This is a genomic window from Acinetobacter sp. A22, from assembly GCF_030913345.1.
Lineage (GTDB): Bacteria > Pseudomonadota > Gammaproteobacteria > Pseudomonadales > Moraxellaceae > Acinetobacter > Acinetobacter junii.
Genome location: NZ_CP133162.1, coordinates 2,303,216 through 2,329,902 on the forward strand (window position 1 = coordinate 2,303,216; position 26,687 = coordinate 2,329,902).

The 26,687-nt window shown below is 39.6% G+C and carries 24 protein-coding genes and 1 riboswitch; of the genes, 12 read left to right on the plus strand and 12 right to left on the minus strand.

Going from position 1 to position 26,687, the window contains the following annotated elements; genetic code table 11:
- Positions 1-157: 157 nt before the first annotated feature.
- The gene (phoU, locus tag Q9Q86_RS11255; protein WP_004916988.1) at positions 158-880 is read right to left on the minus strand and encodes a phosphate signaling complex protein PhoU; all 723 of its coding nucleotides are present in this window, start codon (positions 878-880) and stop codon (positions 158-160) included.
- A 147-nt stretch (positions 881-1,027) separates the two neighbouring features.
- Positions 1,028-1,147, plus strand: a riboswitch (TPP riboswitch).
- Positions 1,148-1,231: 84 nt separating this feature from the next.
- Between phoU and thiC the strand changes: the two genes are divergently transcribed.
- The 5 genes from thiC to gluQRS all read left to right on the plus strand — a co-directional run bounded on the left by thiC (position 1,232) and on the right by gluQRS (position 6,371).
- On the plus strand, positions 1,232-3,127 hold the full coding sequence (gene thiC, locus Q9Q86_RS11260; protein WP_005403539.1) for a phosphomethylpyrimidine synthase ThiC: 1,896 nt from the start codon (positions 1,232-1,234) through the stop codon (positions 3,125-3,127).
- A 75-nt stretch (positions 3,128-3,202) separates the two neighbouring features.
- A complete protein-coding gene (locus tag Q9Q86_RS11265) occupies positions 3,203-3,814 on the plus strand; it encodes an NUDIX domain-containing protein (RefSeq protein ID WP_039046894.1) in 612 nt (203 codons plus the stop codon).
- A 21-nt stretch (positions 3,815-3,835) separates the two neighbouring features.
- Positions 3,836-4,651 (plus strand): 3',5'-cyclic-AMP phosphodiesterase, encoded by an 816-nt coding sequence (gene cpdA, locus Q9Q86_RS11270; protein WP_039046861.1) that lies wholly within the window; start codon positions 3,836-3,838, stop codon positions 4,649-4,651.
- Between the two features lie 189 nt (positions 4,652-4,840).
- The gene (dksA, locus tag Q9Q86_RS11275; RefSeq protein WP_004916993.1) at positions 4,841-5,374 is read left to right on the plus strand and encodes an RNA polymerase-binding protein DksA; all 534 of its coding nucleotides are present in this window, start codon (positions 4,841-4,843) and stop codon (positions 5,372-5,374) included.
- A gap of 133 nt (positions 5,375-5,507) precedes the next feature.
- Positions 5,508-6,371 carry a tRNA glutamyl-Q(34) synthetase GluQRS gene (gluQRS, locus tag Q9Q86_RS11280; RefSeq protein WP_112986664.1) on the plus strand — a complete coding sequence of 288 codons (864 nt, stop codon included), beginning with the start codon at positions 5,508-5,510 and terminating at the stop codon, positions 6,369-6,371.
- Between the two features lie 54 nt (positions 6,372-6,425).
- On the opposite strand, the gene ftsW is transcribed toward gluQRS, so the two are convergent.
- The 5 genes from ftsW to Q9Q86_RS11305 all read right to left on the minus strand — a co-directional run bounded on the left by ftsW (position 6,426) and on the right by Q9Q86_RS11305 (position 11,512).
- Positions 6,426-7,619: a putative lipid II flippase FtsW gene (gene ftsW, locus Q9Q86_RS11285; RefSeq protein WP_004916997.1), complete on the minus strand. Its 1,194-nt coding sequence runs from the start codon at positions 7,617-7,619 to the stop codon at positions 6,426-6,428.
- A gap of 10 nt (positions 7,620-7,629) precedes the next feature.
- On the minus strand, positions 7,630-8,988 hold the full coding sequence (gene murD, locus Q9Q86_RS11290; protein WP_039046863.1) for a UDP-N-acetylmuramoyl-L-alanine--D-glutamate ligase: 1,359 nt from the start codon (positions 8,986-8,988) through the stop codon (positions 7,630-7,632).
- A gap of 148 nt (positions 8,989-9,136) precedes the next feature.
- Positions 9,137-9,388, minus strand: a complete 252-nt coding sequence (locus Q9Q86_RS11295; protein ID WP_039046864.1) for a DUF6587 family protein — start codon at positions 9,386-9,388, stop codon at positions 9,137-9,139.
- Positions 9,389-9,401: 13 nt separating this feature from the next.
- Positions 9,402-11,255: a ferrous iron transporter B gene (locus Q9Q86_RS11300; protein WP_112986665.1), complete on the minus strand. Its 1,854-nt coding sequence runs from the start codon at positions 11,253-11,255 to the stop codon at positions 9,402-9,404.
- A complete protein-coding gene (locus Q9Q86_RS11305; RefSeq protein WP_020899909.1) occupies positions 11,252-11,512 on the minus strand; it encodes a FeoA family protein in 261 nt (86 codons plus the stop codon). Before Q9Q86_RS11305 ends, Q9Q86_RS11300 begins: the two co-directional genes overlap by 4 nt.
- Before the next feature lie 149 nt (positions 11,513-11,661).
- Here Q9Q86_RS11305 and xerD point away from each other — a divergent pair, with 149 nt between their 5' ends.
- The 4 genes from xerD to thrC all read left to right on the plus strand — a co-directional run bounded on the left by xerD (position 11,662) and on the right by thrC (position 16,160).
- On the plus strand, positions 11,662-12,582 hold the full coding sequence (gene xerD, locus Q9Q86_RS11310) for a site-specific tyrosine recombinase XerD (protein ID WP_112986666.1): 921 nt from the start codon (positions 11,662-11,664) through the stop codon (positions 12,580-12,582).
- Between the two features lie 136 nt (positions 12,583-12,718).
- Positions 12,719-13,534 carry a DsbC family protein gene (locus Q9Q86_RS11315; RefSeq protein WP_004957350.1) on the plus strand — a complete coding sequence of 272 codons (816 nt, stop codon included), beginning with the start codon at positions 12,719-12,721 and terminating at the stop codon, positions 13,532-13,534.
- 126 nt (positions 13,535-13,660) lie between these two features.
- On the plus strand, positions 13,661-14,962 hold the full coding sequence (locus Q9Q86_RS11320) for a homoserine dehydrogenase (protein ID WP_004917010.1): 1,302 nt from the start codon (positions 13,661-13,663) through the stop codon (positions 14,960-14,962).
- 58 nt (positions 14,963-15,020) lie between these two features.
- The gene (gene thrC / locus Q9Q86_RS11325) at positions 15,021-16,160 is read left to right on the plus strand and encodes a threonine synthase (RefSeq protein ID WP_002048893.1); all 1,140 of its coding nucleotides are present in this window, start codon (positions 15,021-15,023) and stop codon (positions 16,158-16,160) included.
- Positions 16,161-16,242: 82 nt separating this feature from the next.
- On the opposite strand, the gene Q9Q86_RS11330 is transcribed toward thrC, so the two are convergent.
- The 4 genes from Q9Q86_RS11330 to pbpG form a co-directional block, all read right to left on the minus strand.
- Positions 16,243-17,007: a hypothetical protein gene (locus Q9Q86_RS11330; protein WP_112986667.1), complete on the minus strand. Its 765-nt coding sequence runs from the start codon at positions 17,005-17,007 to the stop codon at positions 16,243-16,245.
- 23 nt (positions 17,008-17,030) lie between these two features.
- A complete protein-coding gene (locus Q9Q86_RS11335) occupies positions 17,031-17,645 on the minus strand; it encodes a hypothetical protein (RefSeq protein ID WP_004957343.1) in 615 nt (204 codons plus the stop codon).
- 76 nt (positions 17,646-17,721) lie between these two features.
- On the minus strand, positions 17,722-18,750 hold the full coding sequence (locus tag Q9Q86_RS11340) for a transposase (protein ID WP_305156047.1): 1,029 nt from the start codon (positions 18,748-18,750) through the stop codon (positions 17,722-17,724).
- Positions 18,751-18,914: 164 nt separating this feature from the next.
- On the minus strand, positions 18,915-19,976 hold the full coding sequence (gene pbpG, locus Q9Q86_RS11345) for a D-alanyl-D-alanine endopeptidase PBP7/8 (RefSeq protein WP_146751475.1): 1,062 nt from the start codon (positions 19,974-19,976) through the stop codon (positions 18,915-18,917).
- Between the two features lie 211 nt (positions 19,977-20,187).
- On the opposite strand from pbpG, the gene Q9Q86_RS11350 reads away from it, so the two are divergent.
- The 3 genes from Q9Q86_RS11350 to Q9Q86_RS11360 are packed head-to-tail and all read left to right on the plus strand — an operon-like array spanning position 20,188 to position 23,857.
- Positions 20,188-20,823, plus strand: a complete 636-nt coding sequence (locus Q9Q86_RS11350) for a response regulator (protein ID WP_004957336.1) — start codon at positions 20,188-20,190, stop codon at positions 20,821-20,823.
- 15 nt (positions 20,824-20,838) lie between these two features.
- Positions 20,839-22,404: a PAS domain-containing sensor histidine kinase gene (locus Q9Q86_RS11355; RefSeq protein ID WP_112987268.1), complete on the plus strand. Its 1,566-nt coding sequence runs from the start codon at positions 20,839-20,841 to the stop codon at positions 22,402-22,404.
- A gap of 22 nt (positions 22,405-22,426) precedes the next feature.
- A complete protein-coding gene (locus Q9Q86_RS11360) occupies positions 22,427-23,857 on the plus strand; it encodes a sigma-54 dependent transcriptional regulator (RefSeq protein ID WP_004917021.1) in 1,431 nt (476 codons plus the stop codon).
- Between the two features lie 39 nt (positions 23,858-23,896).
- Here Q9Q86_RS11360 and Q9Q86_RS11365 read toward each other — a convergent pair whose 3' ends face one another.
- Positions 23,897-25,072, minus strand: a complete 1,176-nt coding sequence (locus Q9Q86_RS11365; RefSeq protein WP_005403527.1) for a S41 family peptidase — start codon at positions 25,070-25,072, stop codon at positions 23,897-23,899.
- Positions 25,073-25,081: 9 nt separating this feature from the next.
- On the minus strand, positions 25,082-26,626 hold the full coding sequence (gene gpmI / locus Q9Q86_RS11370) for a 2,3-bisphosphoglycerate-independent phosphoglycerate mutase (protein WP_005403526.1): 1,545 nt from the start codon (positions 26,624-26,626) through the stop codon (positions 25,082-25,084).
- Positions 26,627-26,687: the final 61 nt, after the last annotated feature.

Genomic DNA, 26,687 nt, shown 5'->3' on the forward strand with positions numbered 1-26,687 from the left:
CAAAGCCTTCAAAAAAAACTATAACAGATCATTTAAATCACCCCAAAATGATCCAAACAAACCGTTTTTCATAAAAAAAGTGAACTTAATCAAAATCTGCTTCAGATTTACTTTGATTAAATTCACTTTCTATTAAATCTTTTTGGCTGTGCCAAAATTACTTTTGATTTACTTTTTGTTCAATTTCTTCAATGCTAGTATGACGAACATCCATACCTTTCGCCATATAGATCACTTGCTCAGAAATATTACGCGCATGATCACCAATTCGCTCTAAAGAACGTAACACCCACATCACATTAATAACACGTGCGATATGACGTGGATCTTCAATCATATATGTCATAAGTGTACGAGTCGCTGATTGATATTCACGATCAATATCGACATCAGCCATAACAACTTTCAAAGCCTGATCCACATCTAAACGCGCAAATGCATCTAATGCATCATGGATCATGACACGAACCTGATTACCAATATGACGCGTTTCCATGTAACCACGTGGTGACTCACCCTCTTCACAAAGATTTTGGGCAATACGTGCAATTTTTGCAGCTTCATCACCAATTCGCTCAAGGTCGGTATTGGCTTTGCTCATTGCAATAACCATACGCAAATCGATCGCAGCAGGATGACGGCGCGCCAAAATTAAAGTCAAACCTTCATCAATATCTCGCTCATATTGATTCACCGTGTTGTCTTTGAACTGAACGTCAATCGCTAAATTGGCATCTGTGTCTAATAAAGCATGAATTGAGTTAGCAACTTGCTGCTCTACTAATCCACCCATTGTCATAAATTTGGTATGAACATCTTGTAGGTCTTCATTAAATTGTGAAGAAATATGGTGACTTAACACTGGATTACTTGGACACACAGGATGCCTCCACTAGACACATGGAAAAAATGATTGGTGATTAAACCATAACTATGATGAAACTTTTATGACAATAGCATGGATTTGGCAATTAACGAATGGTGTTAATTGATACAACAATAAAGCAAAAATCTGTTAGTCTAAATGCCTAGCTTGACGGAGCGCAGTTAACAAACTGCTGAGATTGTCTTAATTCTCAATTTAAAGACAAGTACCGTTGAACCTGATCAGGTTAACACCTGCGTAGGAATCAAGCCCAGCAAAAACTTCGCCTTTATTTATCAAAGAGATAAATCCGCCATCGTTTTTGGTCGTGCTTGATTCGTTAATGCCAAACATAAGGATCATGCAATGAACCAATTAACGAATCTTTCCCCTGCTGATATTTCTGTTCAACATGAGCAAGATGCTAAAGATTTAACCCGTATCTTACCTGCCTCTAAAAAAGTCTATGTTGAAGGTTCACGCCCAGACATCCAAGTACCGTTCAGAGAAATCAGTCTCACAGATACTCCTACTGGTTTAGGTGGCGAACATAATCCACCGATCATGGTTTACGATACGTCTGGAGTCTATACAGATCCAAATGTCCAAATTGATTTGAACAAAGGTTTACCTCTAGTTCGCCAATCATGGATTGAAGAACGCAATGATACCGATGTTTTAGAAACCTTGAGTTCTGAGTTTGGACAAGCACGCTTAAAAGATATTCGTACAGCAGATATTCGGTTTGCTCATATCCAAAATCCTCGCCGCGCAAAAGCAGGCAAAAATGTCACGCAAATGCATTATGCGAAGCAAGGTATTATCACGCCAGAAATGGAATATATTGCAATTCGTGAGAATCAACGCCAACGTCATGACGTTGATATGCGCCAACATGCGGGACAAAACTTTGGTGCACAAAATTTAAGAGAAATTACCCCTGAATTTGTACGTCAAGAAATTGCTGCAGGACGTGCGATTATCCCTGCAAATATTAATCACCCTGAATGTGAACCGATGATTATTGGTCGTAACTTCTTAGTGAAGATTAATGCCAATATTGGTAATTCAGCGCTTGGCTCATCTATTGATGAAGAAGTTGCCAAAATGACATGGGCAACACGTTGGGGTGCTGACACCATTATGGATTTATCGACTGGTAAAAATATCCATGAAACACGCGAATGGATCATTCGCAACTCACCTGTTCCAATTGGGACTGTTCCAATTTACCAAGCTTTAGAAAAAGTGGATGGTGTTGCAGAAGACCTCACTTGGGAAATTTTTAAAGACACCTTGATTGAACAAGCTGAACAAGGTGTAGATTATTTCACCATTCATGCTGGTGTCTTACTTCGCTACGTTCCTATGACTGCAAATCGCCTCACAGGCATTGTATCTCGTGGGGGTTCAATTATGGCTCAATGGTGTTTAGCACATCATCAGGAAAACTTCTTGTACACGCATTTCGATGAAATTTGCGAAATCATGAAAGCTTATGATGTCTCATTCAGCTTAGGTGATGGACTACGACCTGGATGTGTTCAAGATGCCAATGACGAAGCGCAATTTAGTGAACTTAAAACACTGGGAGAATTGACACATCGCGCCTGGGAACATGACGTTCAGGTGATGATTGAGGGTCCTGGTCATGTGCCTATGCATATGATTAAAGAGAATATGGATTTACAACTAGAAGTCTGTAAAGAAGCTCCTTTCTATACTCTTGGACCACTCACGACTGACATCGCACCAGGATATGATCACATTACCTCAGCAATCGGTGCTGCGATGATTGGTTGGTATGGTACAGCGATGCTTTGCTATGTTACACCGAAAGAACATCTAGGCTTACCAAATAAGAAAGATGTAAAAGATGGCATCATTACCTACAAAATTGCAGCGCATGCGGCAGACTTAGCCAAAGGTCATCCAGGTGCGCAAGTCCGTGATAATGCACTTTCTAAAGCACGTTTTGAATTCCGTTGGGACGATCAGTTTAATCTGAGCTTAGACCCTGATACGGCACGTAGCATGCATGATGAAACACTTCCAAAAGAAGCTCATAAATCAGCTCATTTCTGTTCGATGTGTGGACCAAAATTCTGTTCGATGAAAATCACACAGAATGTGCGAGATTATGCGCAAAATCAACACAATGCCAATCAATCAAATGATGAAGATGCAGAAGTTGAAGCAGGTCTCAATGCAATGAAAACCGCTTATCAGGAACATGGTCAAAAACTGTACCACAAAGTGTAAATCGACTAAAAAAAGATTTTCCAACGAACCATTCTCGGTTAGGATGAGATATGTACAATCTCATCCTAATTTATGATGAATATTCTTGAGCACGCCAGCTTTTCAGCATCCGACGTTTCGATAGAATCTCGAGAGAACTTATTTCGAGGGTTCATTCAGGTAGAGAAAGTCACAATAAAACATAGATTATTTAATAAATCTAATTATTCATCATCTATTCATCGTGAATTAATTCACCGTCCCGAAGCGGCTGGTGTTTTATTATATGATAATCAGCAAAGACGTTTTGCTTTGATCGAACAATTTCGAATTGGCGCATTAAACGATACCGTTTCACCTTGGCAATTAGAAGTGATTGCTGGTGTTTTAGATGGGGATGAAACACCTGAAACATGTATTCGCCGTGAAAGCTTAGAAGAAGCGGGTTGTGAAGTTAATGACTTACAACATTTATTCACCTTCTATCCTTCGGCAGGGGCATGTTCAGAAATTTTTCACTTATATGTTGCAAATGTTGAATTACCAACATCAGGTGGCGTGTTTGGAATGCCAGACGAAGGTGAAGACATTCAACTTCATTTGTTTGATTATTCTGATGCACCTCTATTATTAAAAAATGGGCGGTTGAGAAATGCACCTGTCATTATGGCATTGCAGTGGCTTACTCAGCATTTACGACAACAATAAAAATCTGAAGGGGATAAAGCGGTGACTTTTCAAGTCTCAACATTATCACAAAAAGATTTTGTGATGATCCAGATTACGGATACTCATTTACTTGAATATCCACATTTAGAATTTGTCGGAATGCAACCCGAACAAAGTTTTCATGCAGTAATCGACTTGATGCGTCAAACACACCCTGAGATTGACTTGATTGTTCATACAGGTGATTTAGCTCAGAATCCGACGCCACTCACCTATCATCGCTATCTCGAGTATATGCACAGCTTGAGCATTCCTTTTTTTCAAACACCTGGGAATCACGATGATGTCAATCATTTTCCATTCCATGAGCAAGACAAGACTGCTCCAACAGTTGTCGAGCTTGGAAATTGGTGTGTCATTTTATTAAATAGCGCCCAGCCGAATCGTATTGACGGCAAAATCGCAGATGCCCAATTGCAGCAACTTCCAAAATTATTGACTCAACTACATGATCGTTATGTCATGATTGCATGTCACCACCATCCCTTTGCAATGCAATCTGCATGGATTGATCAGCATAAATTAAAAAATTCTTCTGATTTACTTGAAACCATTCAGCCCTTTAGCAATGTTAAGGCAATTATTTGTGGACACGTACATCAAGACTCTATTACGTCATGGCAAGGTATAGAATTCCTGTCAACCCCTTCTACATGTATTCAGTTCAAACCAAAAAGTGAAAAATTTGCACTTGATGAAGAACACCCTGGCTACCGTTATATCCGTTTGAAAGCAAATGGCGAGATTGAAACACAAGTACATCGTCTGAGTAATTCTCAACGCTTGAGTAGTTCAGAAGTCTTAGGTTATGACTAAACTTTTGATTACAAATCACATCCTAGATTTATCACTAATTCTAGACAGTAATGACTACCATCTTGCTGAAAAAGTCTATATGATGTCGACCCTTGATGGAAAAAACCATCTTAGGTTTCTATAAAAACACTTGCATATCACCATATTTTTTGCGTATAGATAGTACGTGTAAGATGAGGAATGCCCTATATGGCGAATGACAACCAAAATCAAGTCTTGGACGAACACACAGCAGTGATCGACGAACAAAAATCGACTGTAAAACGTGTACGCAAAACCAAACCTAAAGCTTCTGAAGGCGGTACAACTGCGAGCTTGTTTGGGATTGAACCTTATCAGCCGAAAAAAAATGAAGAATACATGTCTGATGGACAACTTGAGCATTTCCGCCAAATCTTAAATGCATGGAAAGCAGAGTTAATGTCAGAAGTTGATCGTACGCTCAACACAATGCAAGATGAATCAACAGCTTTACCCGATGTAAATGATAGAGCGACTCAGGAAGAAGAGTTTGCGATTGAATTACGTACACGTGATCGTGAGCGTAAGCTGATTCGTAAAATCGAGCAATCATTAGAAGCGATCCAAAGTGGTGATTACGGTTTCTGCGAAACTTGCGGTATCGAAATCGGCTTACGCCGTTTAGAAGCTCGTCCAACAGCTACTCAATGTATCGATTGCAAAACTTTGGCTGAAATCAAAGAAAAGCAAAACAACGGATAACCATCCCGCCTAACCTCCCTTTAGAAAGGGAGGAATATTGCGAATTTTAAAAACCCATTGTTTTCGCATATCTCCCTCCTTGTATTGGAGGGATTAGGTGTAGATTTAATTATTTAGACAACAATAAATCTTTATGTCTTATATCGGACGTTTTGCACCCTCTCCTACTGGCCCTTTACATTTTGGTTCTTTACTGACTGCTGTCGCAAGCTATTGTGATGCCAAAGCCAATCATGGTAAGTGGTTAGTACGAATAGAAGATACCGACATTCCTCGCATTTATCCAAATAGCGAAATTCACATTTTATCTTGCATCGATGCCTTTCAATTTGAACCTGATGCCGAGATTATTTTCCAAAAAGATCGTTTAGCTATTTATGAGCAAGTACTCGATCAACTCAAACAGCAACATGCCATATATGCTTGCCAATGCACCCGCAAAATGCTCGGCTCTAATCACATCTATGCTGGCACATGCCGAGATTTAAATCTTGATTTTGCTGAGCAAGCCATTCGTTTAAAAGTCGATGATCTGCTGATTTGTTTTGAAGACAGATTACAAGGTCGGCAATTTTCCAACCTAAAAGATGATCTCGGTGACTTCGTTCTAAAACGAAGAGATGGCATCATTAGTTATCAATTAGCAGTTGTGGTAGATGATTATTTACAAGGCATTACGCATGTCGTTCGCGGTGCAGATTTATTAGATAATACCGCTCGACAAATCTGGCTTGGTTCTATATTGAACTATCCAAGTTTGAGTTATATGCATTTACCCCTAGCTATGAATGATCAAGGTCAGAAATTATCTAAGCAAAATTTGGCACAAGCATTAGACGTATCAAAGGCTTCTGAATTATTACAGCAAGCCATATTGGCACTTGGGCAACCAAATGTTGAATTAAATCAACCTAGAATAATGCTGCAACAAGCTGAACAGCAATGGGATGTAAATTTAATCCCTAAAGGCATTCATTTGACAGGAACTTATTTATAAAACAAAAGAGACCCTAATAAATTAGGGTCTCTTTTGTATCAGAAACTAAATCCCTTAGAAATTCGATTCTTCTTTGACAGGATTTAGCTCTTGGGTTGAAGCATCAATTTTCAAAATTAGACTAATCATCGCAGCACACATCATCAATGATGTACCACCATAACTAATAAATGGCAGTGTCAAACCTTTAGTTGGCATCAAGCCCATATTCATGCCCGCATTTACCAAAATCTGTAACAGGAAAATAATGCTGATGCCATAAGCTAAATAACCTGCACGTAGATAATTATGCTGCAATGCACGATGACCAATACGAATACAACATGCCAGCATAGTAAATGAGAGAATCATGACCGTGGTTACACCGAAGAATCCAAACTCCTCACCTAAGACTGCTAACATAAAGTCTGTATGTGCTTCAGGAAGATAGGAAAGTTTCTGGACACTATGTCCCAAACCTGTTCCAAACCATTCACCCCGACCAAATGCCATCAAAGCATTTGACAACTGATAACCCACACCTAATGGATCAGCCCAAGGGTTAGTAAATGAAATAAGTCGTTGAAAGCGGAATGGTTCAAATAAAATCAGTGCGGTAATCCCTGCAAGAATCGCCCCTAACATAATCAAGAACTGAGTCGCAGGTGCGCCAGCTAAGAAGAACACACCAACCATCATTAAAACTATCACCGCTGTTGCCCCAAGATCAGGCTCAGCAACGATAAAACCGACTGTAAGTGCCATTACTCCGCTTAAGCGTAGCAAGCCTTTCCAGTGCGTTCGAACCTCTTTCGCACGGCGCACCACATAATCTGCCGTAAAAATTGCCATCACAATCTTAGCAATCTCCGTTGGCTGTATTGTGAAACCACCAACTTTAATCCAACGATGTGCGCCATTCACTTCTGACCCGACCACCAAAACGGCGAGCAGCAATATGATCGTAATGAGCCATAATGGAAACGCATTTTTAAACCATAAGTTTAAAGAGACACGATAAGTCAAAAATGCAACCACAGCAGCGACAACAATCGAAATACCATGTCGAATCAGAAAGTAAAATGGATTTTCGTGGATATATTCTGCATACGGCATGGAAGCAGAGGCCACCATCACCGAACCCAAACAGAGTAAAGACACCACACAGAAAATCAGAATGTTACGTGGTGTCATTTCTGCTGGAAGCTTCGGCAATCGATTTAAGATTTGAGAAATCTTCTGCACTGTATTTTGGGCCAAATCCGCCATAACGCTGTTCCTAGTTTTTATTTTCACTCAAGGCATTTACACATGCCACGAACTGATGCCCGCGATCATTATAACTTTTAAACATATCAAAACTTGCACATGCTGGCGACAACAGAACCACATCTTCAGCTTGTGTTACTTGCTGAGCAAGCTCGACCGCGGCTTTTAAGCTAGACGCATGCTGAATAACACTTGTTCCTTGTATCGCTTGTTCAATTACAGGCGCATCCTCGCCAATTAGAATGACAGATTTCACATATTTTTGTATTGCATTACGTAAAGGACGGAAATCCTGACCTTTGCCTTGACCGCCTAAAATAAGTGCTAATTTGCCTTTATTGACTTCAATAGCAGCACCAAGCCCATCAATCGCCGCTAAAGTTGCACCGACATTTGTTCCTTTTGAATCATTGTAATAACGCACACCATCAATCGTTTGCACATATTCACAACGATGCTCCAAGCCTTTGAATGTTTTCAATGTCTCTAACATACTCGGCAACGGAAATCCAACAGCTTCACCAATGGCTAAACAAGCAAGTACATTTGCTACATTGTGCATTCCTTGAATATACATCTCAGAGGTTTTTAAGATACGCTCTCGTCCACGTGCCAGCCACATGGTGCCATCTGCATCTCTCAACACACCATATTGATTTAAATCAGGAGCATTCAAACCGAAACTTTGCATTGGTGTTGCATCAGGCACTAAAGGACGGCTTAAATTATCATCTCGGTTATAAACGACTTTTTTAACACCTTGGAAAATTCGATGTTTGGCTTTGTGATAACCCAACATATCACCATGACGATCCAAGTGGTCTTCACTCATATTGAGAACAACCGCAACTTCAGCATTCAAATGCGAAGTAGTTTCCAACTGGAAACTCGATAACTCCAAAACGATGAGTTCAGGTTTATCTTTTAATAAATCTAAGGCTGGTCGACCTAAGTTTCCACCAACAGCCACTTTCTTTCCAGCATCCTGAGCCATCAAACCCACGAGTGTTGTCACTGTACTTTTAGCATTTGACCCTGTAATCGCAATAATGGGAGCATCAGTTGCACGGCGTAAAAGCTGAATATCCCCTACAACTGGAATTCCTTTATCAATGGCTTGTTGAATTTCAGGTAATTGTGGTGCTAAGCCAGGACTTAAAATAATCTCTTCAGCCTGAAGTAATAGCTCTGTATCGAGTCGTCCAAAGCTCGTTCTCACCTCAGCAGGAATTTGATCATGACCTGGTGGAGTTTCTCGAGAGTCTGTTACTGCAACTTGGTAGCCTTGTTCATGCAGAAAGTTTACTGCTGACACACCAGAAATACCCAAGCCAGCAACAACTTTTAATCCACCACGTTGTATTAACATTTTTGCCCCATTTTATCGCAGATCACAGAATGGCAAAAATGTTAGCACTTTGCTGTTTTGAATGCTTTTTCAGTTTTATCTTTATTCGCATTTTTTTGTGTCAGTGCGTAAAAAAGCCATCATTCGATGGCTTTATAAACAAAAAATCTTAACGCCATTTCACGGCTTGAATATCTTCAGTTTTTTTATTGTCCTTTTCATCGCTTGCACAACCACATCCACCACCACATCCAACAACCATTTTAGGTTTCAATCGTAGAGCTAAGCGTTGCCAACCAAAATGTTGACATACATTCGACAAAGACATGAACATAGCATTTGCGGTTTGAGGAAATACCTTTTTAAAGACAACTATGGCACTCCAACCGACCAAAACCGCAATAATCAGATACTCAAACATATGCAGCTCCTATCTAGCCCCAAATTCGCGAAGCGATTTGGTAAGTAAAGAAAGACATCAAATAAGCCAAACCAAATAAATATGCGGTCATCACAGCCACATGTTTCCAAGAACCTGTTTCTCTACGCACCGTTGCCAAAGTTGCTAAACAATGTGGTGCATAAACAAACCACACCAGCAAAGACAGCCCAGTAGCTAAAGACCAACCTGTTCCATCTGCACTAATTAAATGAGCCAAGCCTTGGGCAACAGCATCATCATCAGTTCCTGATAAGGCATATACTGTACCCAGTGCAGCAACAACCACTTCACGTGCTGCCATCGCTGGAATAAGTGCAATGCATATCTGCCAGTTGAATCCCACTGGAGCAAAAATAGGCTGCATTAAATGCCCCAACATACCAGCAAAACTATAATCAATCGCAGGTTGAGTGGCACCTTCAGGCGCTTGTGGGAAAGTACATAAAAACCAAAGTAGAATCGAAAGCGCGAAGATAATTCCACCCACGCGTTTTAAGAAGATTTTTCCACGATCCAATAAACCAATGCCGACACTTTTTAAATCGGGGATACGATAGCTTGGCAACTCCAATAAAAGCGCATGTTGTGATTTATCTTTTTGCAAAAATTTCATCACAAATGAAACACATAATGCGCTAACAATACCGGCCATATATAGACCAAACAGCACTAAACCCTGAAGATTAAAGATTCCCCAAACGGTCTGAGCTGGAATAAAAGCTGCAATCAATAAAGCATAGACAGGTAGACGAGCTGAACAAGTCATTAATGGTGCGACCATAATCGTCGTGAAACGATCACGGGGATCACTAATACTTCGAGTAGCCATAATACCCGGAACAGCGCAAGCAAAACTTGAAAGCAATGGAATAAACGCACGACCACTCAAACCTGCTTTAAACATCAATTTATCAAGCAAGAACGCAGCACGAGGTAGATATCCAGACTCTTCTAAGACTAAAATGAAGAAGAACAGGATCAGAATTTGTGGCAAAAACACCACTACGCCACCAGCACCTGCAATAATTCCATCAACCACTAAACTTTGTAAAAGCGGTTGACTGATATGAGCACCTAATGTTTCACCAAGCCATCCAAAGAATGTTTCAATTCCATCCATAAATGGTGCCGCCCAAGCGAATACAGCTTGGAAAACGATGAACATCATCACCGCTAGACTGAGCAAACCCAACACTGGATGCAAGAAGATTTTATCAAGGAAATCTGTACGTTTATCTTCCTGATCTACGAAATTCACGACATCTTTGAAAATGGTTTCAATTTTCTGATGATGCTCACCAGTCAAACCACTCAGCTCGGTCTGTGGAACGGTATATTTCTCTTGATCAAGTGCATGTAATAAATTTTCGATTCCTGAATTACGTACAGCAACCGTCTCAACCACAGGTACACCTAAACGTTGAGATAATTTTTGTGTATTGATTTGAATACCACGACGACGTGCTTCATCCATCATATTCAAAACTACGAGGATCGGACGACCAAGCTCAATAATTTCTAATACGAGACCAAGATGTAGTTTTAAGTTCGTCGCATCTACCACACACAAGAAAGCATCTTGCTGACCTTCCTCAGCTATTTTACCTTGGCAGACGTCACGAGTAATTGCTTCATCGGGACTAGTTGCTTGTAAACTATAAGTTCCTGGCAAATCTAGAACACGAACACTACGCCCCGATGGCAACTGGAAATGTCCAACTTTACGTTCAACCGTAACACCCGCATAGTTTGCTACTTTCTGGCGGGTACCAGTTAAATGATTGAATAAAGATGTTTTACCGCAGTTTGGATTTCCCACAAGGGCAACACGAAGTGCATCACTCATGTAGGTGCTCCTTCCAGCTGAATTTCAATTTTATCGGCTTCAGATTTGCGCAGAGCAAAACGGGTAAAACCTATTTGGATTAGAATCGGGTCACCACCAAAAACACCTTTGGTAATCACTTGAACTTGTGCGCCAGGCACAAAACCCAAACTCTCAAGACGTATCGCTACCAGATCTGGTTCATCATTATCATTCACTAGGCGATTCACTTGCGTGATTTTCGCTGTTTGTTTGACTTTTAATGCTGACAATCGCACCGTTTCTAACCCATAACTCTTTTGCACGTAGTATACAAGCAAATGAGAATAATTACCAAAAGCAATCTCAGTGGCATTTAGTCTTGTCACAGATCGACAACAAATACTTTTTCTTTTACAGTGCAGTAGATGAAAGGATTTAAGCTGTTATGTTAAATAAAAAACCTCGTATTCCTGCTGCTGTAAAAATCCCTGAACATTTAAGTTTTTTACATGGATTTCGTGATTATTTAGTTGCACAAACAGTAAGCCCGCATACTCGTAATGCCTATTTATCTGATTTAATTCAATGTAGTGACTTGCACGACACAGTGGTACTTACTGAGTGGTCAAGTGATGATATTGCCGATGTACTGATCGCACTGACCAAACATGGCAAAAGCCCACGCTCGATTGCTCGGTGTTTATCAGCTTTACGGCAATTTTTTAAATTTCTCAGAGAACAAAAACTTAGAGATGATAATCCTGTTGCGACACATCAATCCCCAAAGATTGGTCGAGCATTACCCAAAGATTTATCAGAGCATGATGTTGAAGCACTGATAAATGCACCAGATATCAGTACCGCTTTGGGTTTACGTGATCGAGCCATGCTTGAAGTTTTATATGCTTGTGGTCTACGTGTTACAGAACTACTGAATTTACGTTTAGAGTTAATAAATTTAAAACAAGGCTTCTTACGTATTACAGGTAAAGGAAATAAAGAGCGTCTTGTCCCGCTAGGTCAATACGCATGTGAATGGGTCGAGAAATACTTATCAAAATCCCGTCCACAGCTTTATAAAAGTAATACCGATTATTTATTTCTTACCCAACATGGCGGAATCATGAGTCGGCAAAACTTTTGGTACGCGATCAAACGCTATGCTTTACAGGCCAATATATCTGCAGAATTATCCCCGCATACCCTGAGACATGCGTTTGCCACACATTTACTCAATCACGGCGCTGATCTGCGTGTAGTACAAATGCTACTCGGTCATAGCGATCTTTCAACCACACAAATTTATACGCATGTCGCTCAACATCGAATGCAAGAGCTGCATAGCAAACATCATCCAAGAGGTTAAACCGACCGTTTATCTATGACGCATTCAACAAGTTGATTGAGTTCACAAAGCTTAAGCAAGATTTAACGAAGTCAGATGTTTTTTTTGTTATGCTTAGACCCTTAATACAAATGAATACGTAGAAAAAAGGTTCTTTATGGTGTTTACTCGGTCTAAGCTTGCACTTGCTTGTGCATTAGCATCAACTTTATTAGTTAGTGCCTGCTCAAAAGAAAATTCAGCGCAAAAACAAGATGCTCTTACAGCAACAGCGCCTGCTACGGGTGAAGCATCAACCTTAAGTGAACGAAACGCGCAACAACGTTTAGTCTCAACCTTAGAAAAACATCTTAAAACTGCAAATATCAACGCTAAAATTATTGCAGTTAAAAAAACAGAAGTTCCTAATCTATTCTGGGTGAGTCTAGAAGGCATGGGTTCTGTTTATGCCACTAGTGATGGTCAATACATCATCCAAGGCGATGTGATCCGTTTAGGCGACAAACAGCTACAAAATGTTAGCGAAGCTCTGCAAGCTACAGAAAATAAAAAACATTTAGCAGCACTCAAAACTGAAGATTTAATTGTTTACCCAGCGGAAGGCGGTAAAGCTAAGCATGTGATTTATGTCTTTACCGATTCAAGCTGCCCGTACTGTCACAAGCTGCATGAACATTTACCTGAAATTAATGCCAAAGGTATTGAAGTTCGTTATATCGCATGGCCACGTGGTGAGCAGTTTATGCCTACGATGCAAGCAATTTGGTGTAGTGAAGATCGCAAAGCTGCATTTGATCAAGCATCACAAGGTCTTCCTGTTACTGCAGCAGAATGTAAAAACCCTGTACGTGATCAATATCAGTTAGGTTTAAACATGGGCGTTAATGGCACACCAGCAATTTATAACGTTGACGGCGAATATCTTGGTGGATATATGACACCAGAAGAAATCATTAAACGACTCGAAAAATAAATCCTCACAGCAACTCCACAAAGCGACTTGGGCGACAGATTAAAGATGATCTTAGCCCTAGTGTCTGCGCACTTTTTTAGCTATGATCAAGCTTCATTAAAATGATTGAATAAAATGGAGTGTGACGTGAAACCAGTTCGTCTGGCGATACTCGGTCTTGGTACTGTAGGTGGTGGAGCCCTTAAATTATTACAAGAAAATGCTGCTGAAATTAAACGCCGTACTGGTCGAGAAATTCAAATTACACACGTAGGCACCCGCCGTCCACGTCCAGATCTACAACTCGAAGGCATTAAACAAAGCTCAGATCTCATGGAGATCGTGCGTCAACCTGATGTTGATGTAGTCGTTGAAGTCATGGGTGGCATTCATCCTGCTTATGAAGTCATCATGGAAGCCATTAAGCATGGCAAGCAAGTTGTTACCGCAAACAAAGCTTTACTCGCAGAACATGGTAATGAGCTATTCAAAGCAGCAGAAGACAATGCCGTGCAAATTGCTTATGAAGCGGCTGTTGCTGGTGGTATCCCAATTATTAAAGTCATCCGTGAAGGTTTAGCAGCTAACCATATCGAATGGCTTGCAGGCATCATCAACGGTACAGGTAACTTCATTCTGACTGAAATGCGTGAAAAAGGTCGTGCATTTGATGATGTTCTCAAAGAAGCTCAAGAGCTTGGCTATGCTGAAGCAGATCCGACATTTGATGTTGAAGGGATTGATGCTGCACACAAACTGACGATTTTGGCATCTTGTGCGTTTGGTATTCCACTTCAATTCGATAAGGTTTATACCGAAGGCATTAGTAAAATCACAGCTCAAGACGTGAAATATGCTGAAGAACTTGGCTTCCGTATCAAACATTTAGGTATTGCGCGTCGTGCTGAAAAAGGCATTGAGTTACGCGTACACCCAACCTTGATTCCTGCTGAAGAATTGATCGCAAACGTGAATGGCGTAAAAAATGCGGTACTTGTTCAAGCAAATGCGGTGGGTCCGACACTGTATTACGGTGCTGGTGCAGGCGCAGGACCAACAGCTTCCGCAGTCGTAGCTGATGTGATTGATATTGTTCGGGATATCTCATACACCGAAGATGGTGCTGGAACAATCCCTCAACTTGCATTCGAAGCGCTTACAAATGTACCAATCCTAAGCCGTGAAGAAATGACAACGGGATATTACATTCGTTTAAATGCAGAAGACCAAACTGGTGTGCTCGCTGATGTCACTAGCATTCTCAGCCGTTCAGGTATTAGTATTGATGCGATCATGCAACAATCTCGCCTTAAAGACCTCATCCCAATCGTGATTTTGACTGATCCAATTGTTGAATCAAAAATGGATGAAGCTCTTGCTCAAATTCAAGCATTACCAGCTATTCGTGGCGAAATCGTAAGAATTCGTTTAGAATCGCTCGATAGTTAATCAGGTTGAGGGAAAATGCCTTCCCTCACCCCGCTCTACCTCATATTGGAACACCATCATGTCGAATGCCAATCGTTATACTGGTCTTGTAGATCGTTATCGTGACCGTTTACCTGTGTCTGCAACTACACGTGCAATTTCTTTAGGCGAAGGAAATACTCCTCTTATTAAACTAGAGAACATTCCACGTATTATTGGCAAAGACGTTGAAATCTATGTGAAGTACGAAGGTCTTAACCCAACAGGTTCATTCAAAGACCGTGGTATGACGATGGCTGTAACCAAAGCGGTTGAAGAAGGCTCGAAGGCAATTATCTGTGCATCAACAGGGAATACTTCAGCTGCAGCAGCGGCATATGCAGCACGTGCAGGAATTAAAGCATTCGTTTTGATTCCTGAAGGCAAAATTGCAATGGGTAAAATGGCTCAAGCAATGATGTACGGTGCAATCACCATGCAAATCCGCGGTAACTTCGATGATGGTATGCGTCTAGTAAAAGAAGTAGCAGATCAAGCACCTGTGACTATCGTAAACTCAATCAATCCTTACCGTTTGCAAGGTCAAAAAACCATTGCGTACGAAATTGTTGAAGCTCTAGGGCGTGCACCTGACTACCACTGTTTACCAGTAGGTAACGCAGGGAATATCACTGCACACTGGATGGGGTATACAGAAGCAGTAGCAAATCAACCTGCTGATCAGTTCGAACAAGTCATCTATGATGCAGCAACAGATCAATTCACTGGTCCTAAACCTGAAGGCTTACCAACGATGGTTGGTTATCAAGCTTCTGGTGCAGCGCCATTCTTACGTGGTGCTCCAGTGGAAAGTCCTGAAACCGTTGCAACGGCTATTCGTATTGGTAATCCACAAAGCTGGAATCATGCAAAAGCAGTTGTACGTGATTCGAAAGGTTGGTTCGATGAACTTCAAGATAGCGAAATTCTTGAAGCTCAACGCTTACTTTCTATGTATGAAGGTGTTTTCGTAGAGCCAGCTTCTGCTGCTTCTATCGGTGGTGCTATTCGTGACATCAAAGCAGGTAAAATTGCTGAAGGTTCTGTGATCGTATGTACTGTGACAGGTAACGGTTTGAAAGATCCAGATACAGCAATCAAACAATGTGCGGATGCTGTGATGTTATCCATCGATGCAACGATGGATCAAGTTAAAGATTCTATTCTTTCAAATATGTAAGAATAAATTTTTAGTAATAAAAAACCAGTTGCTTGCAACTGGTTTTTTATTAACTAGAACATGATTTTATTCTTCATATTCATTAATCTTCATCGTAGCTGTATTGTTTCGCTAAGTCTTTTTCAATTTTTTGAATTTCTTCTAGATTAATTTCTTTAATTTCAAACAAAGGTTGCTTCAATAGCGAATTCACAGCATACAATGCTTCATCTTGCCAAGCATCAATGACAAGGGTTTGTTTTGCTTCATCATAACTTAAACCAGATCGTGTACTAATCATTGCTTGCAATAAAATCGGTTGGGCTGAAAGTTCATCCAAGCTGCCTTTTATTTCAATTGCTGAATAATCATAATCAGCAAAAATATGCTCAACTTTAGATTTAAAAGCATCTAAACTTTCTGAATATATTAAACCCGCAAAGCATTCATCATGCTCCTCCACCCATTGTTGTTTTTTTACAGACCATAAACCATAAAACTTGACTTCATTTTCGAATTCAACCAATTGGAATTTTTGCATTCCAGCAAGCTGAATAAATTCAAAGGTATCATCGTCACTTAAACTTGCAGGTAATACATCGTGAGAAACATCCCCTTCTTCGCAAATATGTTCACCACAACGTGAATATACGAAATCATCTAATTGCTGCAATAATGCTTCATCAGCATCAAAAAGGGATTCAACTTCATATAATGCAAAATCACGCGCTCCATCTATCTCAAGTTTTTTATAAACTAATTCAGCCTGTTGCTTATTATCAAAAACATTAGCAATACGATTACCAGCTACGTAGAAAACTTCATCGTTATAACCAAAATACTTGGCACGAATCACATATGTGCTCATTTTATTCCCCTAAAAATATATCGTTAAGTCGTTTGTTTTATTTGATGTAATGCTTGCGCACTCAGAGGAATTGCCATCCCATTGTCCATCCACAATTCAAAATGCATCGCATTAAAAAAATCAGCAGGGCTATAACGAATATTTCCCAAACTAGGCAGTGATCCCAATCGAGGTAAGATATCAAAAATAAACCAGCTATTATGTGTCAGTAATAAAGAATGTAATTTACCCGTCTGTGCTAATGGCGATAACATCATTTGCGAAAGTGTTTTATCCTTTACATAGTTAAGATGTAATTGTTCTAAATGTTGTTCAAAATTTTGGGGTAATTGTTTTACATCTATCGCATTTACAAAATCATGTAAGGTCGGAATAAAACGCTGTTGATAGTCCACTAACAAATGATCACGCTCACACAAATCTTTAACATCAACAGATTTGCCTGTACTCGTCACTAGACTATGCCCAAAGATCGGTACTACAACTGAGTTAATTCCCCATAAAGTATGCAAAACTCGGTGTCGTGCATCACTGCATAAGCTTTTGGTACTATCTATAAAAGCATGAATTTCATAGTAGTCTTCAGGCTCCCCACCCCAACGTTTTGCGGAAATCCGAGCATGTTGCATCGCATTCATGATTGAATGTCATCATTTATTGTAATGAATAAATATTACTCTATTTTTGATTTATTAATATAGGACTTACGCACTATTATTTATAGATTCTCTGTGGTAGCAGATGATTTTTATCGAGAATAAAGTCATCAATGAAGTTTTTGATCATTGGTCTAAATAATTTCTTCTGCCAACGATATATATTTTCAAAGATCCGCTCAAAATGGTTCTTTTGTATCTCAACGTAGGCCATCAAGGCTGAAAAAATATGATTCAAAATCAGTTTAGATCGTCTTACTTGAAACTTTTCAATATGACAAACCTGTTTGATCACCCGGTGATATTGCTCTATTTTCCAATGACTTGAATGTAATTCATGAAAACCATCAAAGGACAATAAATCATCTTCATCTTGATGCACAATATAAAACCTCTGCTGTTCTTTTAACTGAGTCTTAAATAATTGTACAAAGCCAAAATCTTTGAGCCAGACTACTTGACCCTGATGGAAATCTGGCAATAAACGCAGTTGAAACCATTGTCCTTTTTCTGGGGAAACCTTACGGTTACAGTCGATACCAAACATAAATCGAATACCATATTTTCTTATGGTTTTTAGATTTCCAGTCGATGAATACCAACTATCACCTGTAATAAATTGAATCTTTGCACCCCAACTGAGTACTTCACTTAACATATCCATAAAGTAATCATTCTTGGTTTTACTTTCAGATTTGTCATAAATTCGGAAATTAATTGGAATATTTTGACCATTTTGATCTGTCGCATACAAGGTAATCAGATTAATACCCTTGACGGATCGGTGGTGTTTGCCTGACCAAAAATAGCTAACTAAGTCCATATGTTGACTATATGGTTTATCTAAAACAGTATCATCAATACTGACTATAAGTTTATTATTATCAATATGTTGAATTGATTCTTGATATAGGTCGTGAGGTGTGTAATCTTCACGCTCTAGAAAGCGATTTACACTATCATGCGAGATATTATAAGTCTCGGCAAGTTGTGTGCAGCTAATAGAGTTCGGTTCTGTCATGAGAAAGCCCATATAAATGGGTAGAGTACAAGTTGCTGTAGAAGCATGTTTAATTCGTCTGATCACAGATACTTTATAAAGTATTTTAGTACTTTTTTGAATCCGTCAATGCGTAAGTCCTATAATACATATAATTATTTGATAAAAGACAAGTTATGTCGTCTTTCTCTGATTTTTTAAAGACATAAAAAAGCTCTTCATAAAGAAGAGCTTTTAACAATCCAATGCTACTAAATACGTTTTGGTAGGGTAGCCACCCAATTTAATAGATTAGTCGCATCATTTGTACGTGCTTGAGAAGTTGAAGCCCCGAGCAATACGACAACAGCTGGACGAGAATTAACTGTGGTGTGCATCACTACACAACGTCCTGCCTCATTGATATAACCTGTTTTTGATAAGTTAATATTCCAACCACCATTACGTACTAATGCATTGGTATTATTAGACTTCAAAACACGATAGCCTAAATTAAAATCATAAGTAGGTGTTGTTGAGAACTGACGAATCAAACCATATTGAGATGCAGCACTCACCAAAATACCTAAATCTCTTGCTGATGAAACATTATGTGGATCAAGGCCTGTAGATTCAGCATAACGCGTTGATGTCATACCTAGTTGTCTTGCTTTAGCATTCATCGCAGCCACAAACGCTGAACGACCGCCTGGATATGTACGAGCTAAAGCAGCAGCAGCAGGATTCTCAGATTTCATCAATGCGAAAAGCAGTAGTTCTGCACGATTCATCGTATCCCCGGCACGCAATGTAGAACTTGAGTTCTTACCACCAGCACCAGCGAAATCGATTTGTTGTAAGGTGATCTCTTCCGACATGTCTAAACGAGCATCAGCTGTCACAACTGCGGTCATGACTTTAGTAATCGATGCAATTGGAACTGCTAAGCTACTATTTTTACTGTACAGTACTTCACCAGTTTGTGCATCCATGACTAATGCTGCACGTGCATTGACAGAGGGTTGATTGCTATACCCGAAAGTGTCACGTATTTGTACGTTCTTTTGAGGCGCCGTTGATGAAGTAATGGAAGCAGAGCCACTCCCTCGTAAACTTGTCGTGACTGAAGTTGAACCTTGTGGGCTGATCTCAGTCTCATCATCTTCCAGAAATTGACTGACATCATTTGCAGACCAACTAATCGAAGCTGACGAACTGCCCGCACTCGGAGATACTGAATTATTATTCACTAATTCAGCAAAACTTGTTGAACTCCACGCCAACAAGATCGACATGTTTAACACATGCAAGACAGATTTTTTAGAATTTTTCACGACACAATACTCAACTCAGGACGCTGTACATTTGCGCTTACTATCATTATGCCTTACATTTGAACAAATCGGGTAAAGCTTTTGTAGACACAATTGTGTACAACTATTCTCTAATCACAAAGAATAGGATTGCTAATTTTGTCGTTTCATTGCAAGCTAATTTTGCTTTATGTAACAAAAAACCAGTTTTTTGAAAAAAAAGGAGGTCTTCTTGATCACTGTTCTCGTTGTTGATGATCATGAACTCGTACGCACAGGCATTTGCCGTATGTTAGAAGACCATCCAGATGTAGATGTTATTGGACAAGCTGAATCTGGCGAGGAAGCAATTGCATTGGTTCGTCAAAAACACCCTCAAGTGGTGTTGCTTGATGTCAATATGCCAGGAATTGGTGGCGTTGAAACTACTCGCCGACTACTCCAGTCAGCACCAGATACAAAAGTGATTGCTGTCAGTGGTTTAGCAGAAGAACCCTACCCATCACTACTGCTCAAAGCTGGTGCTAAAGGTTATATTACCAAAGGTGCACCAATTTCAGAGATGGTTCGAGCGATCAATAAAGTCATGCAAGGTGGTAAATACTTCAGTGCTGATATTGCAGAGCAGTTAGCTAGCTCATATCTTTCAGATACTCAACAATCCCCATTTGATTCGCTTTCAGAACGTGAAATGCAAGTTGCGATGATGGTCGTTAACTGTATTAGTGCTCAGGAAATTGCTGATAAATTGTTTGTAAGCGTTAAAACTGTCAATACTTATCGTTATCGTATTTTTGAAAAACTTGGGATTGATAGTGATGTCAAACTCACACACTTAGCGATTCGATACGGTCTTATTAAACCTTAAGAAAAGTGATCACATATGCTGGGCAAAATAGCCTCTTCCGTCTCCCAAACTGTCTATAAGCTCGGTATTTGGTATAGTGGATATCGGCTGATTATCTCTATCAGCCTTTTGCTCATTTATTTATTAACGGCTGAGCAATTAGCCTCAGATTATGATTATCCTTTTTTATATTTCTATACACTGATTTGCTTTATTGCATTTAGTATTTTCCAGCTTTTTTTACTCAAAATACTTCCAGTACAAGTCACTAAACAGCTCATTTTAATTTTTCTTATTGATGTGATTTGTTTAGCGTTGATTACTTTCTCTGCGGGGGGGCCAAACTTACAATTAAGTTTGCTGTACGTAATCGTAATCTTTTCTTCTGCAATTCTACTAAACTCTCAGCTCTCGCTGATCGTGACACTTTTTGCTGTCATTATGGTGGTTTATCAACGTTTTATTGGCGATTTCTTTAACTACAACAACTTAAATCATTTAAGTAATAGTATCTTTCTCGCTTTTTTATTCTTTGTTGTGCATGCGATTGGACGTATTGCAGTACAACGTTTTAAAATTTTAGAGACGTTGACATTCCATCAATCCATAGAGATTCATCAACTTCAAAATATCAACCGCTACATCCTTGAACAGATTGAAGATGGTTATCTCGTTCTAGATGAAAGTAACCATATTGTTTTAAGTAATCCTGCTGCCAATACTTTACTTGGAATTAATGTCCCTGTTTCTACTGAGAAAACACCTTTAATAAAATGGCAACCTGATCTTTTTGAGCTGATCAAATTTAGTGAGCTAAAAGATGGTGAGGAATTTAGTTTTGAATCACAACTTAGCCCATACACGGTCAATGTTCGAGTCAAACATTTAATTGTTCCTGAACAGCCCCTATTCTTATTGATCCTGAAAGATGCCCAAAAACTTACTCAACAGGTTCAACAATTAAAATTGGCAGCTTTAGGACAACTTTCTGCAAGTATTGCACACGAAATCAGAAATCCACTTGCAGCTATTGTACAAGCCAATGAATTACTTAAGGGTAGCGATATCCATCAGCAAGACATGCTATCTCGAATGATTAGCAAACAGGCAAAAAGGATCGATAGCATCATTCAAGATACTCTGGGAATGGCACGTAATAAACCCACTGAACCACAAATTATTCAATTAACAGAATTTTTTGAAACATTATTAAATGAAGATTTAGCAGATGTTAAATCTAAGATCCGAATCAGTTTGCCTGAAAATTTAACGATCATGTTTGATGAAAAACAATTAAGACAAGTATTAATCAATCTTATTCGTAATGCTATAAGACACAATGCACCTGAAGCAGAATATATTGAAGTGAATATTCATCTAAATGATGGTCGCACCCGAATAGATGTGATTGATTTTGGTACAGGCGTTGCAAAAAGAGATATTTCTCAGTTATTCAAACCATTTTTTAGTACCGAAATTAAAGGAACTGGTTTAGGATTGTACTTGTCTCATAGTTTTTGTGAGGCAAATCATGCAAAGCTCAATTATATAGAGCAACAACAAGGAGCATGTTTCAGGATTGAATGCTCAAAAATTCATTGATTAAATTAGGTTTTTCGGGGAAATGGCAACTAAACAACCTCTCGTCTTACTCGTAGACGATGAAGAAGACTTGTGTCTTCTTATGCAAATGACGCTCGCACGTATGGGAATCAAAACTCATCTTGCATATCGTGTGGAGCAAGCCAAAAAATTCTTTACCGAGTTTCAGTACGATGCATGTCTAACCGATCTTAACCTTCCAGATGGAAATGGTCTTGATCTTGTCAAACATGTGACTCAAAACTATCCAAACACACCAATCGCTGTTCTTACTGCTTACGGAAATATGGACATTGCAATTGCAGCACTAAAAGCTGGAGCGTTTGACTTTGTTAGCAAACCAGTGAATCAGACACATCTCGATCAACTGATTCAAAAAGCATTAAACCGCCCTCAACCAGAACAAGAGGCGGTAGAAACAGCCTTAGAAAACAAATTGCTGATTGGTCGTTCAGCTCCTATTCAGCAATTACGCATCGCTTTAAAAAAGATTGCTCGTTCTCAAGCGCCTGTTTTTATCACAGGTGAATCAGGAACAGGAAAAGAAGTTGTTGCGAACTTAGTTCATCGTTTAAGTAATCGCAGCGAAGGACCTTTCATTGCCATCAACTGTGGTGCTATTCCAACAGAATTAATGGAAAGCGAATTATTCGGTCATAAGAAAGGCAGCTTTACAGGTGCAACACAAGATAAACAAGGTCTTATCTTATCGGCACACGGCGGCAGCCTTTTTTTAGATGAAATCGCAGAACTTCCCTTAAATATGCAAGTAAAACTTTTACGTGCAGTACAAGAGAAAAAAATTCGTCCAGTTGGCTCAGATCAAGAAATTGATGTGGATTTCCGTGTGATTAGTGCCAGCCACCAAGATTTAGAACTCTTGGTTCAGCAAGGTCGCTTTAGACAAGATTTATTCTTCCGCATTCATGTGATGGATATCGTATTGCCCCCACTTCGTGAACGTGGTCAAGATATCTTAATTCTGGCAAATCATTTTATTCAAAAGATTAGCCAAGAATGGGAGTTACCTGTTAAATCCCTCACCACACGTGCAGAGCAATTCCTCTTGCAGCAATATTTTCCAGGTAACGTTCGCGAACTTCGAAACATTATTGAACGTGCAATCACTCTCAGTGATGATGAAACCATTGATTTGGCTCATTTGCAAACTGCACCTCTGCGTAGCTCAATCAGTATTCCTTCAAATGCTTATGTTCAGTCAGATGAAAGTGAAATAACGCTGCAAAGTGCGAGTCCAAACCCAAGCTCTAAAAAATTACCGCCAGAAGGTTTGGAGCGCTATTTAGAAAATATTGAAAAAGAAGTGTTATTGAATGCTTTAAATCTGACCCACTGGAATCGAACGCTAGCAGCAAAAAAACTTGGAATGACCTTCCGATCTTTACGCTATCGTTTGAAAAAGTTTGGTTTAGATACTGAGGATGATGAGTAATCTTCGAATAAAAAAGCCCCATAAAGTTTGGGGTTTTTTTTAGATTTTGCTTTTTAAAGTCAACTCTGCCACATGTTCTAGATATGCATCTTCCCTTGTTTCAGGCGACAAGGGATAGGTTTGATGAGGTTGAATCCCTTGACCTTCAATCATATGTCCTTCAGGCGTGTAATAATGAGAAACCGTCATTTGTAAGGCGGCTCCGCTAGGAAGTGGAAAAAGCTTTTGCACCACACCTTTCCCATAACTATTTTCACCAATTACCCACGCTCTTTTATGCTCTTTTAATGCAGCAGTAAATACTTCAGCAGCTGATGCGGAACGATGATTAATCAAAATTCCTACTTTTAGATTTTGAAAGTCATTTGAAGGAAGTGCTTGAAATTGTTGATCTCCCTCAGAACGACTTTTTGTCGTCACGATCAAACCTTGGTTTAAAAATAAATCGGCTGACTCAACAGCAGCGGATAACAATCCACCTGGATTATTACGTAAATCCAAAACAACAGCTTTCAAACGATTTGAACTATATTCATCAATAATTCTTTTGATTTCATTTGCAGTGTCTTGTTGAAAGACACGAATTTTTAAAACTAAAACTTGATTGTGCAGTAACTCAGGTTCGATATCCGTTTCAACTTTTTTGTTTCTGACTAAGATGATAGTACTCGTGCTATTTTCAGCTTGTATTTGTACTGTACTTCCGATGGACCCATAAAGTAAGCCGAGAACTTGATCTTGATTTAGATTTTTTAATTCTTGATTATCAATTTTTAAAATTGTCTGCCCATTCCGCAAACCCAATTTATTTGAATCAGAACCTGTTTTTAAATCTTGAATCTGCCATGCGCGCATATGCGTGTCGTAATTCAAATTAAAATCAACTGATGCTAAATCACCTTCGGTATATTGAATGAGTTGGCGATATTCTTCTGCAGAAAGATAACGAGAATAACGATCTAGACCACTGACTAGGCCTTGTATGGATTGTTGGAACAAAGCATCATCAGATTTTTTATCGACGTAATTGTCCTTCACAATGCTATAGATTTGAACAAACTGTTGAATTGATTCTATCGGAACTTCGGCACTACGCGATTCAGGACTCTCATCCCATTCATGCGTATGTGAGATCGGCGCAGCAAAGGAGGAATATCCCCCACACATCAACAAACTAGCAAATAATGCGCGATATATGTTGTTGTGTGGGGTCATTCTCTCACCTTATTGTAACGTAATTAGATTTTTGCCTTGCATCTCTTGTGGAACAGGAAGATTCATCAAACTAAGCAATGTTGGTGCTACATCTGCAAGCACGCCACCTTCAGCAATTGTTGCTTGTGTAGGTCCAACATAAATGAATGGCACCAGCTCAGTGGTATGTTGCGTATGCACCTGTCCGCTTTCATAGTCCTGCATTTGCTCTACATTACCATGATCAGCAGTAATTAACATATGACCTTTGTTTGCCATCACTGCTTCGTAGACTCGACCTAAACATGCGTCCACAGTTTCTACTGCTTTCACAGCAGCATCAAACACACCAGTATGACCAACCATATCACCGTTAGCATAGTTCACAACTAACAGATCAAACTCACCTGAATTGATTGCATTAACCAACTCATCAGTGACTTCAATTGCACTCATTTCAGGTTTTAAATCGTAAGTTGCGACATTCGGCGATGGAATCAAAATACGCTTCTCACCTGCATATTCATCCTCACGACCACCACTAAAGAAGAACGTGACATGTGCATATTTTTCTGTTTCAGCAATTCGTAACTGTGTCTTACCCAACCCTGATAGATATTCACCAATCGAATTCTTCAACTCTTCAGGCATATAAGCAACGGGAGCATCAATACTTGCTTGATAACGAGTCAGCATAACGAATTTGGAAAGTGCTGGAATTACTTTACGTGTAAAGCCTGTAAAATCTTTTTCAACAAAAGCACGAGTAATTTCACGCGCACGATCAGCACGGAAATTCATAAATACTATACTGTCGCCATCTTGTACTTTAACAATGTCACCAATACGTGTGGCTTTGACAAATTCATCGTTTTCATCAGCAGCATAAGCGAGATCCAACGCTTCAACCGCATTGCTAGCAACACGAGTCGCCTCACCCTCAGTCATTAAACGATAAGCTTGTTCAACACGATCCCAGCGATTATCACGGTCCATTGCAAAATAACGACCAATCATCGAAACAATGCGACCTTGATTTGGGTATTGAGCAAATACAGCATCTAATTTTTCTAACGAAGGTTTTGCACTACGTGGTGGAGTATCACGACCATCGAGAAATGCATGTAAGTAGACCTTTCCACCACGTTTTAGTGCAAGCTCACACATCGCCACGATATGGTCTTCATGTGAGTGAACGCCACCCTCTGACAGCAAGCCCATGATATGCACAGCACCATTTGCAGCTTTGGCTTTTTCTACAGCATCAACCAACACTTCATGTTCAAAGAAAGCACCAGTACGGATATCTTTAGTAATACGAGTAAAATCTTGATACAGCACTCGACCTGCACCGAGATTCATATGCCCAACTTCAGAGTTACCCATTTGCCCATCTGGCAAACCGACATCTTCACCTGAACCAGAGATTAAACTATTCGGATGCTTCGCTTTCATGGCGGTTAGATTTGGCGTTTTTGCTGCTAAATACGCGTTATCTTCAACTGCTTCACGATGTCCTACACCATCCATGATTACTAGAACGTGAGGAATTTTGCCAGCATTTGCATCCGTCATATTGGACTCTCTATTTGTCTATCATTTGATCGGCATAGTTTACCGAAATTTGACAAAATTC